Genomic DNA, 17,345 nt, shown 5'->3' on the forward strand with positions numbered 1-17,345 from the left:
ATGCTCAACAATATAACATATTTGAATCCAACAGATAAACCAATGAAAGGAGTCCATACATATGAAACTGGAGCGTTTATTAGCCATCGTGGTGCTGCTAATCAATCGTGGACGGGTACAAGCCAAAGACTTGGCAGATATGTTCGAAGTATCGATCCGGACCATCTATCGGGACATCGATACATTGGGTCAAGCCGGTATCCCTGTGGTGACGTATCAGGGGGCAAGCGGCGGGATTGGTCTGGCAGAGGGTTACCGTCTGGATCGAAACGTATTAACAGACAAGGACCTCGCTTCCATCGTCACTGCCCTGCGCAGTGTATCCACTTCCCATGCTAATGCGGCGCGTGAGCTTCTGGTCGAAAAACTCAGCAGTATCGTACCTGAATCCAAAAATGACGATTTTCAGGCCAATACCAATCGATTCATCGTTGATTATTCAACCTGGACGCATCCCGAAGCGCTGAAAATCAAGCTTGAACTTATCGAACGGGGTATGGATCAATTACGCCCCGTAACCTTTACCTACTGCAGTGCGGAAGGTATCCATACTCACCGAACTGCCGACCCTCATACCATCGTACTCAAGAAGCATTCCTGGTATCTGTATGCTTTTTGCCACGAGCGGAATCAATTTCGCATGTTCAAGCTTGTTCGTATGCAAGATGTCACGCTTGCTAATGAGCACTTCGAGCGTAAAGTCATCAACCCACAGGACAGACCCTGGCAACAGGAATGGAGCCGTCCGAACAATCAAGCTAGGTTAACCTTGAAATTCCATCCTCGCGTCCGTCATATTGCGGAAGAATGGTTTGGGATCGAGAACGTCATGCCTGATGGGACTGGGTATTATATCAACCAGGTTGCTTTCCCAGAGGATGGCTGGTTATATGGGTTCATTCTGGGCTTCGGCGCGGACGTTGAGGTATTGGAACCTCAGCATATTCGAGACGAGATCTGCCGTATCGCCGAGCAAATTGTACAAAATTATATACCTCCGACTCAAACCTGACAGACAGCTGTCCAGTTCCTCCCCGTATACTTCAGATATATACAATCTGTACATATATGAGGAGGAACTAATCATGAACGTCACTGTATGTCAAAGCTGCGGCATGCCGCTCACAACCCCTGCCCAATTCGGAACGGAAGCAGATGGAAGCACAACCCGCGAATACTGTATCTATTGTTACAAAGAGGGCAAGTTTGAGCAGCCCGGTATGTCACTTGAAGGCATGACGGAGATGTGCACTGCCATTCTGAAGGACGAGGGCATGGATGAGGAATCCGCTCGTTCGATGCTGCGTAACCAGCTTCCTTTTTTGAAGCGTTGGCGCACGAATACAACGGATCAACATGCAGAATCTCTCGCTGAAAACTCTACTGCTTCTGCTAATCCTGGTCAGGTAACAACAGATTATTCGTTCTCAACCCAGCCAATTCGTTATGTCACGCTCTCAGGCAAACGTCTTGCTGGCGTATCCGCCCGTACAACCAATGCCATTGAGATCAGTGGCAAAGGCTGTATTCAGGGACTCTGGAACAATTATTTTGCTTCAGAGCACCTCCCTGCACCTGAAGTTGCTCGCTATGGTTGTTACACGGATTACACCGATGGGATAACCGGAGAATACACCATACTGGTAGGCCATGAAGTCAGTACGAACGAATCATTGCCTGAAGGATTGGACGACATACTACTCCCTCCTGCAACTTACGCCGTATTCACTTCCAGAAAAGGACCGATGGCGGAGGTTGCTCACGAAGCATGGGGAGCCGTGTGGGCATGGGACAAACAAAGTGATCGTACATTCACAGGAGATTTCGAGTTGTATGATGAACGTAGCCTGAATCCCGAAAGTGTACAAGTGGATATATACATCGCTGTTCGCCAAAGTAGATAAAGCCAACACTATAGCACCTCAGACAGGATCAAAGTTTCCTCGCATCCTTCTTCATATCACGCAAGCTGCCGAGTATACTCGGCAGTTTTTTGTTATATCCGGAACTACATCACCACCTAAACAACCCGACCATGGTACCAAGTTAGTTAGCATGCTTTGCATCATCTAACCAGACAATATGCCTCATAAGCGGGTACCATTGACTTCCTTAAAATTGGGACTATTCACATAACAACCAATTCGATCCTCCCATATCAAACCTCTCATATCAGGTCCTTTACTCCTGAATTTTCCTAAAAACGTTTACATCTCCTGAATACGGGGTAAAATCACTACAATCCAATTGAAATTACGCTTTAAACTCTTCTATTTCGTCTAATAAGTCACATGTACCTATATGCTCACCTGGCATGGTAACCAGTCGAAATACATAATTCAAAAAAACGCATCAAAGGAGGAACCAAGATGATCCGCATGCCTATTCAGCAAATGATCCCGTACCATCACCAATATCCGCGCAACACGGCGACCACTGCTCCTAAAAAGGAGAATGAGAACACTCAAGGTCTATCCTTTCATGAAATTTTACAGCAAAAAATGGCGAAGAAAAATGCTTCTCCTTCCCTTAGATAAAAATGGACACCGGACCCTATTCGAATCCGGTTATCGACCGTCTTTCCGCAGCTTGGCGGAAGGGCGGTTATTGGCATTGAGCCATAAACGACTGTACAGTTCTCAGACATGTTTCTATAATGGTTTAAATATCTACGAGATCCATGACATATACGAACTGTAACAGGGGGACTTAGCACATGATCACCATTGGTTGTTTTCACGCTCATTATTCCAACATCGCCTTAATTGAAGAAACGCTTGCTCCTTATAAAGTTGAATTGGTCCATTACGTCGATCCAGGTCTGGACCGTCTTAAACATGACGCTGACTTTTCCGAGGTTGTCATTCACGAGAAGGTAGCCCAGACGCTCCAATGGATCGCTGAGTGTCATGCCGATGCCATTCTGGTCACGTGTACCCTGTTTGCGACAGTACTGGAGCAGGAAGCCACACAGGTCCCTGTGCCTGTGATCGGCATAGATGATCCGTTATTGCAGGAGATACAGCGAGTACCAGGAGATTACATAATAGCATTCACCAACCCGGCAACCGTTGAAGGAACGATGGCACGGGTGAATCAGGCATTACAGCAAGAGGATGAGAATGGGCAACTACACGTTGCCAAGACATCTCAGACGGAAGCGGTATGCATCCCTGGGACATTTGAGTTGATTATGCGTGGAGATCAGCAAGGGTATCTCGAAGCGGTACGTGAAGGCTTACAGCAGATTGCTGAGCAGTATCCGGGTAAAACGGTAGTGGCAGCCCAACTCTCTATGGCTCCCGCAGCTGCACAGATTACAATAGATCGCGGTATTCCAATCCATAGCCCGCTGGCATTGCTTGCGGCGTATTTGGAGAAGAATTTGGGCGTGACTCGATAGTAGTAGCGGATTTGGAGTGAAGTATTACAATCACTAAAAACATGTGAAAACTACTATATTGACTCCTTTTGCAAAATAAAAATGCTCTCGAACAAGAGCATTTCAAATGGTATAATCACTTTGTACAGCCAATTTGTGGTGGGAAATAGGCTTGCCTCCAGTGGGAGGTGATCCTATGAACTTCTCTTTTAACGACGTAATCGTGTTCGCGATGTTAATTATTGCGCTCCTGACATACATCGATCGTAAAAAGAAGTGACCCGCCACAGGTTGACGGCCTGACGGGTCACTTCATCTGAACTTGCTGCACTCGGAGGAATACCCACCGCAAATGCTGTGCAGGAGTAGCCATTGGCCTGGCTACTCTTATTTGTGTTTACTTATATTCATTTTATTAAACATCTGCTAGACAATCAACCATAATACTGATAAAAAGTATCAGGAAGCTGATCAATAAGATGAAGAAGACGACATGATAGCAGTATTCTCACCTTCATACGATGTCAGACTTCCCAGCTTGCGCTGTACCGGCGCCTAGGACCGTGTCCGATATTCCTCGGCCTTTTCCTGCATGCCCGCTGCTACAGCCTCATTCTCGGACAATCCTTTGTCCGCGGCAAAGGCCCGAATGTCCTGCGTAATGCGCATGCTACAGAACTTCGGTCCGCACATGGAGCAGAAATGAGCTTCTTTGGCCCCTTCTGCCGGCAGTGTCTCATCATGGTAGGACAGCGCACGTTCAGGGTCCAGTGACAGGTTGAACTGGTCACGCCAACGGAACTCAAAGCGTGCCTTGGACAATGCGTCATCGCGGCGTTGAGCACGCGGATGGCCTTTTGCCAGATCGGCGGCATGAGCTGCGATCTTGTAGGCGATGACCCCTTCCCGCACATCATCCTTGTTGGGCAGGCCCAAATGTTCTTTTGGCGTAACATAACAGAGCATGGACGTGCCGAACCAGCCAATCATGGCCGCACCAATGGCGGATGTGATGTGATCGTAACCCGGGGCAATGTCGGTCGTCAGCGGCCCAAGTGTGTAGAACGGTGCTTCTTTACAGATCTCCATCTGCAAGTCCACATTCTCCTTGATCTTGTGCATCGGCACGTGACCCGGCCCTTCGATCATCACCTGCACATCATGCTTCCATGCGATCTGCGTCAGTTCCCCAAGCGTAGCCAGTTCCGCCATCTGAGCTTCGTCATTGGCATCGTAGATACTGCCTGGACGAAGTCCATCTCCCAGCGAAAACGCCACATCATACCTTTTCATAATCTCGCAGATTTCTTCAAAATGGGTGTACAAAAAATTCTCCTGATGATGCGCCAGACACCATGCTGCCATAATGGACCCGCCCCGGGACACAATGCCTGTCATTCGCTTGGCGGTCATGGGGATATAACGCAGCAGTACACCTGCATGAATCGTAAAGTAGTCCACGCCCTGCTCTGCCTGCTCAATGAGTGTGTCACGGTACAACTCCCAGGTCAGCGCTTCCGCTTCGCCATTCACCTTCTCCAGCGCCTGATACAGCGGCACCGTACCAATCGGCACAGGTGAATTGCGGATAATCCATTCCCGGGTGGTATGAATGTTTTTGCCTGTGGACAGATCCATCACCGTATCCGATCCCCAGCGTACTGCCCAATTCATCTTCTCCACCTCTTCCTCAATGGAGGAAGAGACGGCAGAGTTACCTATGTTGGCATTGATCTTCACATGAAAATGACGACCGATCAACATCGGCTCACTCTCCGGGTGATTGATGTTGGATGGCAGAATGGCCCGTCCACTCGCCAGCTCCTGCCTTACAAATTCCGGCTCCACGCCTTCACGAATGGCGGCGAACTCCATCTCTGCCGTAATGACTCCCTGCCTCGCGTAGTGCATCTGGGTCACACAGCGTCCTTGCTGTGCTCGCAGCGGTTTGCCTCGTAATCCGGGGTACTCTTCAGCGCCGGCTCTCTTCCCTCCGGGCTTTAGTCCGTTATCCTCCGGTTTAACTGTACGGCCTTGGTACGCTTCGACATCGCCACGCTCTGTGATCCAACGTGTGCGCAGGGATGGCAGACCTGCACGGATATCCGCATGAAATGCGGGATCGGTCATGGGGCCGCTCGTATCGTAGACACGCAGCGGTTCGTTATGCTCCACCCCTTGGGGAGTATTCGTGTCATGAAGGGCTATCTCACGCTCCGGTACAGCAATGTCCGGCCGTGAGCCCTGAATGTAGACTTTGCGGCTGCCCGGAAAGGGCTGAACCCGTCCGGCCGCCCCTGTTTCCTTTTCCACCTGCTGACCGTTATGTTCCTGTTCCATCGCTTGTTGTCCCGTTTGATTTCCTGTACTCATGTTCGCTTGTCTCCTCCTCAGTGTTCGTCGCTTGTTTGGTTGGTTTCATCATTAGCTCGCTTACGTACCTGTCCCAATCATGCGCAATACAGAGAAGAAAGAGCGATCCTACACCAGACCAGGGGAGACATTATTTATGTACAGTTCACAACAGACCGGAAGTCAGCACAGATCATGGATCTATGGTGACTTCCCCCCTCATCCAAGCCCACTTTTGCAGGTTATCGAAAAAGAAGCCCATAGAATCCGCGCTATATCGCCTGTTCCCTGTATATAAAAAAGCCGGTCCCCGAAGGAACCGACTTTTATGTCCATCACCAATAATGCACCTTCATGCAGCTCCTTAACAGAGCCCTACAAGGGTCACATCATGTGGTGGTTGTGGTCATATCGCCGATTACTTCCCTACGCTGGTATGATCCAGATCAGGTGCAAAGGGTCCGGAATCTCATGCGATTCCGTCTCAGTCCGGACAATTCGGACTCCCCCAGTAACGTTAACAAGTTGCGGCTTACATAAGCCGCCGTTCATATTTAATGAAGCTGGCCCCGCTGGGCCGTCCATAACAGAGTAGCGCAACCGGAACATAAAAACAACCTTTATATTCCAGAACACCAACTCAATTGGAGAAAAAACTTACCTCAACATCAGGATAACATGAGCCCCATCTGCGTAGCAGCATCCTTCAACACAGGTGCGTATTCATGCAATGTCTCCTGCGAGAGTCGACTGACAGGCCCTGAGACCGAGAGGGCAGCTGCAATATTGCCTCTGCGATCCATAATCGGTACAGATACCGCGGCAGCTCCCGGCTCACGTTCCTCATAACTCGTCGCATATCCGTTATCCCGGATGTCTCCCATTTGCGCCAAATACACCGCCGGATCAATAAACACCGGCCATTCCGGCCCGTTCATCAGTTCTTCACGATCCTCGTCCGTGGCAAAAGCCATCAGGACTTTGCTGGAAGCGCCAACAGACAGCGGGAGTCTAACGCCAACAGGAGCGACACGGCGGATCGCCTGATCACTTTGCACAGCCTGAATCCGAATCCGTTCACTGCCATCACGCAGATACAGACTCACGGTCTCCCCCAATCGATCTCTCAGTCGCTCCATTGCAGGCAACAGCAGTATAGCCGGATCATCACTGCGGGACATATGAGCTGACAGCTCCCAGATTCGGATGCCAAGTCGGTACTTCTCTGTTGCTGCATCGCGGATCACGAACCCTCGATCCTCCAGCGTAGCCATCAAACGGTGCACTGTACTTTTGTGCAGGCCGATCTGGCTGGCAATTTCGGTGAGTCCCAGATCACTGCGTGTGGTAAAACATAATAATATATCCAGCGCCCGTTCCACAGCCCGGACGGTTAACTTACGATCTTCCATGGCATAATGCCCTCCTCATGTTTCATCACATGAAACTTGGTTACATAAATTATATGAGAAACGGTCTCATCTGTAAACCAAAAAGAGCCAAAATCGAAATAGGCCAACGTGTAAATTTATCCTTTTTATAAGACTTAATACCCTGTAATTTACACACTAAGGGAATGTTACCCATATATCTTAAGAACTATATAACAATTGCGTAACAAATGCCCTCAATCAATTGACTTTGACTATATTGGAACATACGATAAAGATATATTACATTAAGATATCGCTCTGAAGCAGGCTCTGAAATCGACGCAATTCTCTTTTCATGTCGTTGTTATCTTCAACTGAACTTCAAAGGAGGGGCATTCATGTATCAAACATCCCAGAGCGAAGCCCCGCTGCATACAAAAGTGTCCGATCTGCCCTCTTCCCTATCACCGAGGCTGATTCGGTTCAAACATATTATCGTAGCGTTGCTGCTCTCCGTTGTATTTTTTCTACTGTTTTGTTTTATTGCACTGCATGGTTATATCGCATGGGTATTATCCAATCCTACTGTAGCACCGGTCTTCTCCAATCCAATGCAGGCCAAGAACATGAAGTACGAAGACATCACGTTCCCGGCAGCAGATGGCAGCCGGACGATGCAGGGATGGTATATACCTGCTGACAATGCTGCAAGCAAAACGATTATTTTCAGTCACGGCTATGGTGCCAATCGTGAAGAAACATGGGTACCCATGTATGACCTGGCACACTATGCCCATCAACTTGGGTTCAACGTGGTCATGTTCGATTATGGCTTCGCCTCACAGGTGAACAAAGCTGTAGCCACAGGTGGCAAAGCTGAGTCACAGCAATTGCTGGGTGCCATTCAGTTCGCCAAGCAGCGCGGTGCGCAGGAACTGGTTGTCTGGGGTTTCTCCATGGGTGCCGGTACGGCGCTTCAAACCGGACTGATTACACAGGAAGTGGATGCAATGATTCTGGACAGTACGTTCCTGCTTGAGCCGGATACGCTGTACCACAACATTCATAACCAGATCGATCTCCCGCGTCAGCCTACACTGGAGATCATGAATCTGTTGTTCCCTGTTCTGAATGGTACCGGATTGCAACAGATTCCATACCAGAAAGTGAAAAAGGAAGATTATCCGTTCCCAATTTTCTTCATCCATGGTACAGAGGACGAGAAGGCGCCTTATCCAATTGCGGAGCAACTTGCCGCCAACCAGACCAATCCGTACTCGGATGTATGGATTGTCCAGGATGCGCATCATGAGTTGATCTTCCGGGAGCATCCAAAGGAATATCTGCGCCGTGTCTCAACTTTCCTGAGTCATGTAACGAAAACAAGCAGTGACGATGTGCAAAACACGAATAATGGAGAATAACCAAATTTCAATCATTGAATTTTTTCCAGAGCCCTCAGGGGCTCTTTTTTTTTGCACTCATAGGACAACAAGCTCGCGGAATATACTCTTGGGACGCATGAACAGACAGTCTTCATGCAATGAATTTCATCTGAAGGAGGTTCAACATAGATGAACTGGTATGGATATGGTCACCTGCTGCCTCTGCGGACATTGGAGGAAATCCGTTTCTGGAAAGAGCAGGAGAAAGAACATACACTCGTCATTCGTGCCCTGGTTCCTGATCTGGAGCCCCCATACGTCAAGTTACTGGAGGAATGGGAGGTTACCTTTGCAAACAGTGAGCGAGTAGCCAATCAGCTTTTAAAACAACTATTGCCTGGAACCCATCCGCCTGCTCCCTACATTGTTCGTTGTATTGATCAACTTGTGTTGGCAGCTCGGCAGCAATCGAGAGAGTTCATCAAACAGCTGTATGTTCTTCTGGAACAAAGTGCTGCTGTGCAAGCTGTTCCGCTTGCCAAAGTACTCATTCTGCATTTTATCCGCGAATCAGAGTATTTTCTGGGCGTATTGGATACGCTTGGCCAACCTGGCATCTTGCGTGAAACGGATTCGGAGCCGTCACTTTTTCTGGAAAATGCGTTGCATACGTCAGGGTCAGGAAGCATGCATCGCCAAGCTTCAGAAGCTCCAACTTCTCCAGAGGGGAATATAAATGCACCTGCCGCTTCAGCTCAGATCCAATCCGCAACCATTCAACCGCCTTCTACCGGAACAACACAAGCCACACCCAGCTCTACAGCACCTCCCGTAAAAGAAAAGCCGGTTCCCATTGGAGGACACACACTGCCTCCCCTTCCCTATGCGTACAATGCGCTGGAGCCACATATTGATGAGCTGACGATGCGTATCCATCATGACAAACACCATCAATCTTATGTGGATGGACTAAATGTAGCAGAGAAGAAGCTGGCGGAATCGCGAAAAAAGAATAACTTTGAACTCATCAAACATTGGGAACGTGAACTCGCCTTCAATGGGGCAGGCCACTACCTGCATACGATCTTCTGGACAATTATGAATCCTGCTGGCGGCGGCAAACCTTCCGGTATGCTGGCAGAGCAGATCAAGCGAGATTTCGGGAGTTATGAAGCGTTTAAGAATCAATTCACAGAAGCCGCGAACAAGGTGGAAGGCAGTGGCTGGGCGATGCTTGTCTGGAGCCCGAGAGCACATCGTTTGGAGATTTTGCAGGCGGAAAAACACCAGAACCTGTCCCAGTCCGATATCGTACCGCTCCTGCCACTGGATGTGTGGGAACATGCCTACTATCTGAAACATCAAAACGAACGCAAAAAGTATATCGAGGATTGGTGGAATGTTGTCTACTGGCCCGCTGTTGCCGAGCGTTACGAAACGGCACGCAAGTTGTTGTGGCCGCCTTATTAAGGCTTGGAGTTAGATGGATTAGAGAAAAAGAGATATCTCCAGCCGAATGACTGAACGATATCTCTTTTTGGTGTATACAAAAAAGCAAGCCTCCTGTAAAAAGAGACTTGCTTGTATTTTGAGAGACTTCCTATTTCTAAATGTTCACTTAAGAAGCACAGCCCTCGCACGCCACATAGTTGTCGCCAACCTGTTTGCTAATGGAGATCAGATCGCCCAGCTTGATATCAGACTCATCTGTAAACTCCAGATCGGCTATACGTGCAACGATCAGTGCAGCAGCCTCTTCCTTGCTTGTTGCCATTTGGCTGAACTCGGATTTTTCGCCTGATGATACAACCTCATATAAATACGTATATCTCAATGTGTCCATCCTAACACTCTCCTTCCGAAATCACATCATATCATCTCTATTAACCAATTCCAAGCCCTAGTAAAAAGTGTTAATCGTAGCGCAGCTTCATCTGCTCAGCTGTCAGGCGTACTTCTTCAGAGCCAACGCTAAGCACCCTGCCGGTCTCCGCCTGTGGATAGCGATCGCGCAGTGTCCGAACCAAAGCCGCAGTATATGCCGCAGCTGAAGGTACACCTGCCAATTCTTTCAGACTTGCCATCGTGCCAGGCTGAACATCAGGATATCCTTCACTCGCCCCACCTGCTGCATGCTGATAGAATTGTCGCACATCTGCTGCCAATTGATCACCCTGACCGTCCACGATGATAAAAGCAGTAATAATATACGCCTTTGCCTGCCTGCGCTGGGCAATACCACAGAATTTCAGCCCACCTACACTGACATCATAATCTCCCGGGCAAAAAGCACCCTGAACCTCGCCTGTCTGCGCCTGATTCGACCACGGCGTTAGCGACTCGGCAATAATCGAAGCCATCTCCCGGAAATCATCATGAATATTGATGGCATGTCCGGGATTAGGCAGAATCAGTGACACATTAACTACCCCTGGGTTCAAGGGTACTGCCGCTCCACCGGAAGGCCGAACACAGACCGCTGTCCCTTGGCTTCTAATCTGTTCCATCGCTTCTACAGCCTGTGGCAACCTGCGGTCACGCAGACCCGCTACAAAGGCATCTGGGTGTCTCCATATATGTGCAACAGGTAGATGCCCTGCCCCAACCCGCCTGCACATAACTTCTTCCCAAGCAAAAGCTTCGAGTACACTACTACCTTGTCGCGTGAGTGGTGTCTCCCAGATTTGCAGACGCAATGTAGCCTGTTTATCTGTCTGTAGTCCCTTTTCCGGCTGAACCGGTTGATCTGAATGGGAAGGTACACTCATCGTTCCATTACCTCCGGCTTAACGAATTCATATGTATCCAGTATATAGGAATGACAACGCATATATAAATAAGCCGGTTCCTAGGGAACACGGCTTATTTATATCACATCCTATGGCTTAGAAACTGCTGCTTCCAAAACCAAAGGAACTTACACATCCGGCTTGTCCAACGAGTGGACATACCTGATCTTAATCTTTCACCAAAGACAAGAACTCCGCACGTTGTGCCGGATTCTCACGGAAAGAACCACGTACAGCAGACGTTACCGTCTTGCTTCCCGGTTTCTTCACGCCGCGGGAACACATGCACAAGTGCTCGCCTTCCACAACGACCATAACTCCGTGAGGCTCAACGGCCTCTGTCAGAATGTCAGCGATCTGTGAAGTAATACGTTCCTGAACTTGCAGGCGACGTGTTACTGCTTCGACCAGACGAGCCATTTTGCTCAAACCAACGATCTTGCCGCTTGGTACATACCCAATGTGTACCTTGCCGAAGAACGGCGCCATGTGGTGCTCACACTGACTGTAGTAGACAATATCCTTGACGATAACCAGTTCTTCATGATTCTCGTCAAACGTGACACCGAGCACATCGCGCGGGTCTACGTCATATCCGCCAAAAATTTCTTCATACATTCGGGTCACACGTGCAGGCGTTTCAAGCAGCCCTTCACGTGTACTATCTTCTCCGATCAATTTCAGGATCTGCTCTACATGATACTCGATCTTTTCCCGATTGTCGGATACTTTTGAATTCATATAATCTTTAACGCCAGCCACTGCCAAACGCCTCCTTTCGAACCACATAAGGTAAGCAGTTATTCCCTGCTATTATTTTCGGCGGCCCGAACTTTTACGCGCAGGATGCTGTTGCGGCTGAGGCATTTTCGCTCCTGGCTGCTGATTCTTCATCATCTGCTGGGCACGCTGCATTTGCTTGCCATTCAGGTTGTAGCCCATTTGCTTCGCCATTTTCTGAAGCATGTCCGGATTGCTTTGCATTTTCTCAAGTTGTTTACGCAAGTAGAACACCCCGATGAAAAATCCCCCGACCAGACCAACAATCAATGTAATAATCGGTATAACAATATCCATCTCTTAGACACCTCTGTATGCATTCTAAAAAGCCTGATAATCCGTGTCACTTCATGATGTTCGACACACATGTTGCAAACCTGACACAGAGCGGATTTCCTGAAAGTATCATAGCATTTCCGCACGCCTTGAGCAAACGGATTTTCCAGTTGAACCGCACGCAAGCTACGTCATGACGGCTTCAATGAAAACGGTTGTATGCTGAGCCAGATCAATTTCAACTACATCCAGAGAATAACGCGTACTTCCGCGCGCCACCCTGATTACAGGTCTGCCGGGCAATCCCCGATGTTGACGCACAATGACTCCAGTCTCTTTGGTGGACAGTCGTACCGCTGTACCATTGGGATACACGGATACACTCTTGTTGAACTCAATCAGAATGTCCCGATCCAGCTTTGTACCAGACAACGCCATCATCTCTTCACAGGCCTCATGTGGCATCAAACTGTCCTTGGATAAACCATTAATGAGATTATCATAGATATTAGCCACACTAACGATTCTCGCAAACAGATGAATGTCACTCCCCTTGATCCCTCTCGGCATGCCTGTACCATCTACATGCTCATGATGTTGCAGGGCCGTATGGGCGACCAACAGACTGAACTCCCGTTTGTTCTTAATCACTTCAAATCCACGCCATGTATGGTGCAGCGAAGAATTTGCAGCAGAGCCACTGCCAGGAGGTTCCCCCACTTTGCCAATATCATGCAATAATGCCCCCACAGCAAGGTCCTTCAGTTGATTATAATTGAGTCCCATATTCAGTCCGATGACCGAAGACAACAAACATACATTCATCGCATGAACATACTGTGCATTGTCTTTAGTACGAATATCGGTGAGCTGCACAAGCATTTCACGCCCGTTCAGTACATCATTCAGCAACTTCTCTATACTGAGGGCAACCTTTCTCGGACTCCAGTCTTTCCCAGATCGAATGGATTCGAGTGTGACACTCATTTCGTTAATTATTGCCCGTTTCGTGGTTTCATCCAGAATGTCTTCTGCATCCACATCTTTATACGCTTCATCCTGGATGTATAACATGGTCACGCCAATACGCTTCAGCGTATTGACCATGTATACGGTGAGCTGGACTCCGGCAGACAGCAGTACCGTGCCGTTACTGGAATATACCGTCTTGCCCAGAAGCTCCCCCGCTTCCACGCTCTCCACGTTTACATACTTCATGAACGTCCCCCGCTCTTACGTTACGATAGCTGCTCCAATGCGAGCAATTGCTCCTTGGTTTGCAGACCGCCTACATAACCCACCAGGGTACCGTCTTTACCACTGATACGGTGACAGGGAATAATAATCGGAATCGGATTCTTGCTAATGGCGTCCAGAACTGCACGAACAGCCTTGGGTCTGCCGATGATTTCCGCAACCTGTTGGTGTGATGAGGCCTCTCCATAAGGTATATCGGACAGAACTTGCCATACTTGTAGCTGGAATGGTGTTCCAAGCCGATCAAGCTGCAAGTCGAACGTTTTTCTCTCCCCTGCAAAATACTGCTGTACCTGCTTTGCAGCTTCGCTGAGCTTCTCTTCATTCTTCTCATATCGATACTCGCCAATCCAGATGCGTGCCCATTGTTGCAGATGAGCTTCGCGTACGTGAAAGGCGCCAAAATCGATGTGACACAGTCCTTCATCCGTCGCGCATAACGTAAGAGTGCCAATCGGTGTCAGTACCTCGTCGTAGTATACGGGCTTGCCATGAAGACCCGTAACGGCTGAAGGTTTCCACGCTGCGGCTTCCGGTTTGGCAGGCTGTGCAGACTGCTCACTACCCGGTTCAATCCCAGCTTCCATTTTCAAATCCTGTTGTAACGCACGCAAGGCATTGTTCTCGTTGTTCTGTTCCTCTGGCTGTTTCTCACTCACTTGTCCAGCCTGTGGCTGTTTGGGTAAGGTCTCGGACGAACTCAGTCGCTCCTCGGCCTTCTGCAGCATGCTTAGTACGTTCCCATCTTGTTCGTTAGCGGCAGCTTCCCCAATTGCTCTCATGGCGTCTTCTCCTCCAATTCTGCTTAACGCCCAGGCTGCGGTTCCCCGCAACTCCGGGCGCGGATCACGTTTTAGTACTTCTGTAAGTTTGGGTACAGCACTTTTGTCTTTGAAATTGCCCAGGGCAATAACGGCGTTGCGTTGAATCGGCTTCTTGCCCCGCCAAGCGGCGGAACTCTGACCGAAACGTTCCTTGAATTCCCGGTTACCGATGTCCAGCAGCGGCAGCAGGAGTGGCTTCACAATCTCCGGATCGGGGTGAAACTCGGGATGGTGATCCCAGTTCTTGCCCCGGTTCTTCGGACAGACAATCTGACACGTGTCACAACCGTACAGACGGTTGCCTATTTTCAGCATAAATTCTTCATCCACAAACCCTTTCGTCTGGGTTACAAAAGAAATACAACGCTGTGAATTCAACTGCCCCGGCCCCACCAATGCTCCTGTAGGACAGGCATCAATACATTTTGTACATTCACCGCAGTCTTCGGTCACAGGTGTGTCTGGTTGAAAAGGAATATTCGTTACCAGTTCTCCGAGAAAAATCCATGAACCGAATTTGGGTGATATAATGGCACAGTTTTTGGCGCTAAAACCAATCCCCGCACGCTGGGACACCGCACGATCTACCAGTGCTCCGGTGTCTACCATGCTTTCGATCATGGCCTCAGGTACACGTTCACGTATAAAGTTTACCAGCTTGTCCATCGCTACACGCAGGACCTGATGATAATCCTGACCCCAAGCCGAACGGGCAAAAATGCCTCGATACGCACCAGGCTCCGACTTCGGTGGATTTACCATCTTGGATGGGTATGCCACGGCTATTGCAATAAGTGAAGCGGGCTCGCCATCTTTTAAGGCGGGGTGCACCCTTTTTTCAATATCCGGCTCTTCAAAGCCTGAAGCATACCCCTTATCCCGCGACTGCTCCAGCAGCGACTTCAGGGAAACAAAGGGATCAGCCGAAGCAAATCCGATATCATCAATGCCCAGTCCGGGGCCAGCTGCCTTGATCTCCTGTTTTAACTTCTCCCATACGGAGGCATCCTGTGCTGCCCCGGTCTGTACGCTCGTCATTTTTCTTCCCTCTCTTCTTCCGACACTTATTCCGTAAATAGTGAACGCCCGCCTCACGGTAAGAGGACAGGCGTTAATTTCTATATATGCCTTGCATACTTGAATTCAAACGGAATGAGTCTATATGGTTTAACGCAAAATGAAGTCTGAAGTTGTTGTCCTGTCAGCATTTCACAATTTCTTCAATTCAGAAAACGGCCAGAAAATAAATTCAGCCTTGCCTACAATCTGGTCGGATGTAATACTGCCAAACACTCGGCTATCCTTACTTTTGCCTTCATGACGATTATCCCCCATCACGAAGAAATGATCCGGCTCCAATGTGATTGGGCCAAAATCAGGGTCCTGCACCTCAATATCGGTGTACGTTTCCGCTTGTTGCTCGCCGTTCACATATAGATGGTGATCCCTAACCTCAATTGTATCTCCCGGAAGTCCAACGATCCGTTTCACCAGAAAATCCTTCTTCTCCACGCCTTCGCTTGGATCACGAAGTACGATCACATCTGATAGGGAAGGAGTACCCAGATGGTATACGATTTTGTTGACGAAAAGGCGATCTCTCTCAACCAGTGTCGGCTGCATGGACTGTCCCTTGACCATCGACAGATTGAACACAAACAGGTTCAGCATCATCATGATTACAAAAGCAACAACAATCGTTTTGACCCAGTCCCACAGCTCGACAACCCAGGATTTCCCCGGTTGTTCAGGCTTTGACGGTTCATTATGTTGCTCGGAAGCCACATGTTCCATTGAATGATTATTGGGATTCAAAGGGACACCTCATTTATTAATTAGTTGAATTAAACTTGTAACATGGTGATCATACTCCCTTTCAGTCTACTTCATTTGAGGGAGTGAAACAATTGGTTATGAGCACCAATACCTTGAATATTATGAATACAGCCGGGATAGTCGCGTTAATTTAAATAGAATTCGGAGACTCCGAAGTATGTTAGAAAATGAGAAAACCAGAGGAATATGACGTGAAGAACACTCATATAAATAGAAAGGCACATCCCTCACGTTCTTACACGTTAAAGAGATATGCCTAATATGAAATGAACATCTTTTTTTATTTCTTTTTAAACATGCAAACTAAGCTTTAGACAAAATACTAAGAGTCTGGAAAGCGCTCATAATCTGATTGGCACCGTAACCCATTGCTTCATATAGAGGCATGGCTACTTTGTTGTGCTCATCACCCGCCACCCATACCTGGCTGACTTTACGCTGCTGGAACCGCTGTTCCATAGCCTCGACAAGTGTTTTGCCGACTCCACGGCGACGATAGTCTGGATGTACCGCAATACGGTAGATGCAACCTTGGTTGTGATCAATCGTACCGATCAAAGCGCCGACGAGGTCTCCCTCTTCTTCAGCAACCATGATCAGGTCAGAATCCCATGACAATTGACGGGCAAACGGGCCCATCGTGTTCTCATAACACTCTTCCGATAGTGCAACCTGGAGAAGCTCCGTCATCTGGCTTGCATCACTCAACTGAAAGGAACGAACGTGCATGTCTTAAATCTCCCTTTTCGTTAGCTTAGATGAGGTTTTTACAAAAAGGGAATCCCTTTTTACCAAAAACCCAATGTTCATATAATGACAAAAAACGAGAAAATACCGCTTCTTCGTCAATTAAACCATACTTTTCTCCATAAAACACGCATTTTCTTTTGAAAGCGCTTAATTGTAACCGTTTACATACGAATATTAAACTTTACATCCATTTTAACGTCTGAAAACACATAAATAGTTGAATAAAGGGTAAAATATGTTTGTTGTCTCTGGCCCATCATTAGATCAACAACTCGGGGGACTTAATAAACAAAAATGTTGCTTAATTAGCTCGAATGCGGTTTAATATTAGTGGCAAGGGT

At 48.3% G+C, this 17,345-nt stretch carries 16 protein-coding genes and 1 riboswitch; of the genes, 6 read left to right on the forward strand and 10 right to left on the reverse strand.

What is annotated here, in order from left to right; all coding sequences use genetic code 11:
* Positions 1-61: 61 nt before the first annotated feature.
* The 4 genes from D829_RS0120325 (at position 62) to D829_RS0120340 (ending at position 3,403) form a co-directional block, all read left to right on the forward strand.
* Positions 62-1,012, forward strand: coding sequence for a YafY family protein (locus tag D829_RS0120325; protein WP_017690767.1), 951 nt, complete (start codon positions 62-64; stop codon positions 1,010-1,012).
* Between the two features lie 73 nt (positions 1,013-1,085).
* Positions 1,086-1,904, forward strand: coding sequence for a zinc ribbon domain-containing protein (locus tag D829_RS0120330; RefSeq protein WP_017690768.1), 819 nt, complete (start codon positions 1,086-1,088; stop codon positions 1,902-1,904).
* 465 nt (positions 1,905-2,369) lie between these two features.
* Positions 2,370-2,537 (forward strand): hypothetical protein, encoded by a 168-nt coding sequence (locus tag D829_RS33785; RefSeq protein ID WP_017690769.1) that lies wholly within the window; start codon positions 2,370-2,372, stop codon positions 2,535-2,537.
* A gap of 179 nt (positions 2,538-2,716) precedes the next feature.
* Positions 2,717-3,403 carry a hypothetical protein gene (locus D829_RS0120340; RefSeq protein WP_017690770.1) on the forward strand — a complete coding sequence of 229 codons (687 nt, stop codon included), beginning with the start codon at positions 2,717-2,719 and terminating at the stop codon, positions 3,401-3,403.
* A gap of 534 nt (positions 3,404-3,937) precedes the next feature.
* Here the strand turns inward: D829_RS0120340 and thiC are convergent.
* Together thiC and D829_RS0120355 are read right to left on the reverse strand one after the other, a co-directional pair.
* Positions 3,938-5,722: a phosphomethylpyrimidine synthase ThiC gene (gene thiC, locus D829_RS0120350; protein WP_026081306.1), complete on the reverse strand. Its 1,785-nt coding sequence runs from the start codon at positions 5,720-5,722 to the stop codon at positions 3,938-3,940.
* A gap of 418 nt (positions 5,723-6,140) precedes the next feature.
* A riboswitch (TPP riboswitch) is annotated at positions 6,141-6,254 on the reverse strand.
* Between the two features lie 148 nt (positions 6,255-6,402).
* Positions 6,403-7,146 carry an IclR family transcriptional regulator gene (locus tag D829_RS0120355; RefSeq protein ID WP_017690772.1) on the reverse strand — a complete coding sequence of 248 codons (744 nt, stop codon included), beginning with the start codon at positions 7,144-7,146 and terminating at the stop codon, positions 6,403-6,405.
* 359 nt (positions 7,147-7,505) lie between these two features.
* Between D829_RS0120355 and D829_RS0120360 the strand changes: the two genes are divergently transcribed.
* Both D829_RS0120360 and D829_RS0120365 read left to right on the forward strand, forming a co-directional pair.
* Complete coding sequence (locus tag D829_RS0120360; protein WP_017690773.1) at positions 7,506-8,531, forward strand: alpha/beta fold hydrolase; 1,026 nt, start codon at positions 7,506-7,508, stop codon at positions 8,529-8,531.
* Positions 8,532-8,681: 150 nt separating this feature from the next.
* On the forward strand, positions 8,682-9,962 hold the full coding sequence (locus tag D829_RS0120365) for a Fe-Mn family superoxide dismutase (protein ID WP_017690774.1): 1,281 nt from the start codon (positions 8,682-8,684) through the stop codon (positions 9,960-9,962).
* A 148-nt stretch (positions 9,963-10,110) separates the two neighbouring features.
* Here the strand turns inward: D829_RS0120365 and D829_RS0120370 are convergent, their stop codons facing one another.
* The 8 genes from D829_RS0120370 to D829_RS0120405 all read right to left on the reverse strand — a co-directional run bounded on the left by D829_RS0120370 (position 10,111) and on the right by D829_RS0120405 (position 16,983).
* Positions 10,111-10,335 carry a hypothetical protein gene (locus tag D829_RS0120370; RefSeq protein WP_017690775.1) on the reverse strand — a complete coding sequence of 75 codons (225 nt, stop codon included), beginning with the start codon at positions 10,333-10,335 and terminating at the stop codon, positions 10,111-10,113.
* A gap of 70 nt (positions 10,336-10,405) precedes the next feature.
* Positions 10,406-11,260 (reverse strand): hypothetical protein, encoded by an 855-nt coding sequence (locus D829_RS0120375; protein ID WP_017690776.1) that lies wholly within the window; start codon positions 11,258-11,260, stop codon positions 10,406-10,408.
* A 189-nt stretch (positions 11,261-11,449) separates the two neighbouring features.
* Entirely contained in the window at positions 11,450-12,043 is a 594-nt protein-coding gene (gene folE / locus D829_RS0120380) for a GTP cyclohydrolase I FolE (protein WP_017690777.1), read from the reverse strand.
* A gap of 51 nt (positions 12,044-12,094) precedes the next feature.
* Positions 12,095-12,358: a YneF family protein gene (locus D829_RS0120385; RefSeq protein WP_017690778.1), complete on the reverse strand. Its 264-nt coding sequence runs from the start codon at positions 12,356-12,358 to the stop codon at positions 12,095-12,097.
* Between the two features lie 165 nt (positions 12,359-12,523).
* Positions 12,524-13,555 (reverse strand): HD domain-containing phosphohydrolase, encoded by a 1,032-nt coding sequence (locus D829_RS0120390; RefSeq protein WP_017690779.1) that lies wholly within the window; start codon positions 13,553-13,555, stop codon positions 12,524-12,526.
* Positions 13,556-13,575: 20 nt separating this feature from the next.
* Positions 13,576-15,456 (reverse strand): tRNA epoxyqueuosine(34) reductase QueG, encoded by a 1,881-nt coding sequence (gene queG, locus D829_RS0120395; RefSeq protein WP_017690780.1) that lies wholly within the window; start codon positions 15,454-15,456, stop codon positions 13,576-13,578.
* Between the two features lie 171 nt (positions 15,457-15,627).
* Positions 15,628-16,233 carry a signal peptidase I gene (lepB, locus tag D829_RS0120400; protein ID WP_017690781.1) on the reverse strand — a complete coding sequence of 202 codons (606 nt, stop codon included), beginning with the start codon at positions 16,231-16,233 and terminating at the stop codon, positions 15,628-15,630.
* 324 nt (positions 16,234-16,557) lie between these two features.
* Positions 16,558-16,983 (reverse strand): GNAT family N-acetyltransferase, encoded by a 426-nt coding sequence (locus tag D829_RS0120405; protein WP_017690782.1) that lies wholly within the window; start codon positions 16,981-16,983, stop codon positions 16,558-16,560.
* Positions 16,984-17,345 lie beyond the last annotated feature (362 nt).

Source organism: Paenibacillus sp. PAMC 26794 (assembly GCF_000316035.1).
GTDB lineage: Bacteria > Bacillota > Bacilli > Paenibacillales > Paenibacillaceae > Paenibacillus.

Excerpts from the sequence above, each read along its gene's own strand:
- D829_RS0120325 (WP_017690767.1), top strand. The coding sequence starts at position 62 with ATGAAACTGGAGCGTTTATTAGCCATCGTGGTGCTGCTAATCAATCGT.
- D829_RS0120330 (WP_017690768.1), top strand. The coding sequence starts at position 1,086 with ATGAACGTCACTGTATGTCAAAGCTGCGGCATGCCGCTCACAACCCCT.
- D829_RS33785 (WP_017690769.1), top strand. The coding sequence starts at position 2,370 with ATGATCCGCATGCCTATTCAGCAAATGATCCCGTACCATCACCAATAT.
- D829_RS0120340 (WP_017690770.1), top strand. The coding sequence starts at position 2,717 with ATGATCACCATTGGTTGTTTTCACGCTCATTATTCCAACATCGCCTTA.
- thiC (WP_026081306.1), bottom strand. The coding sequence starts at position 5,722 with ATGGAACAGGAACATAACGGTCAGCAGGTGGAAAAGGAAACAGGGGCG.
- D829_RS0120355 (WP_017690772.1), bottom strand. The coding sequence starts at position 7,146 with ATGGAAGATCGTAAGTTAACCGTCCGGGCTGTGGAACGGGCGCTGGAT.
- D829_RS0120360 (WP_017690773.1), top strand. The coding sequence starts at position 7,506 with ATGTATCAAACATCCCAGAGCGAAGCCCCGCTGCATACAAAAGTGTCC.
- D829_RS0120365 (WP_017690774.1), top strand. The coding sequence starts at position 8,682 with ATGAACTGGTATGGATATGGTCACCTGCTGCCTCTGCGGACATTGGAG.
- D829_RS0120370 (WP_017690775.1), bottom strand. The coding sequence starts at position 10,335 with ATGGACACATTGAGATATACGTATTTATATGAGGTTGTATCATCAGGC.
- D829_RS0120375 (WP_017690776.1), bottom strand. The coding sequence starts at position 11,260 with ATGAGTGTACCTTCCCATTCAGATCAACCGGTTCAGCCGGAAAAGGGA.
- D829_RS0120385 (WP_017690778.1), bottom strand. The coding sequence starts at position 12,358 with ATGGATATTGTTATACCGATTATTACATTGATTGTTGGTCTGGTCGGG.
- D829_RS0120390 (WP_017690779.1), bottom strand. The coding sequence starts at position 13,555 with ATGAAGTATGTAAACGTGGAGAGCGTGGAAGCGGGGGAGCTTCTGGGC.
- queG (WP_017690780.1), bottom strand. The coding sequence starts at position 15,456 with ATGACGAGCGTACAGACCGGGGCAGCACAGGATGCCTCCGTATGGGAG.
- D829_RS0120405 (WP_017690782.1), bottom strand. The coding sequence starts at position 16,983 with ATGCACGTTCGTTCCTTTCAGTTGAGTGATGCAAGCCAGATGACGGAG.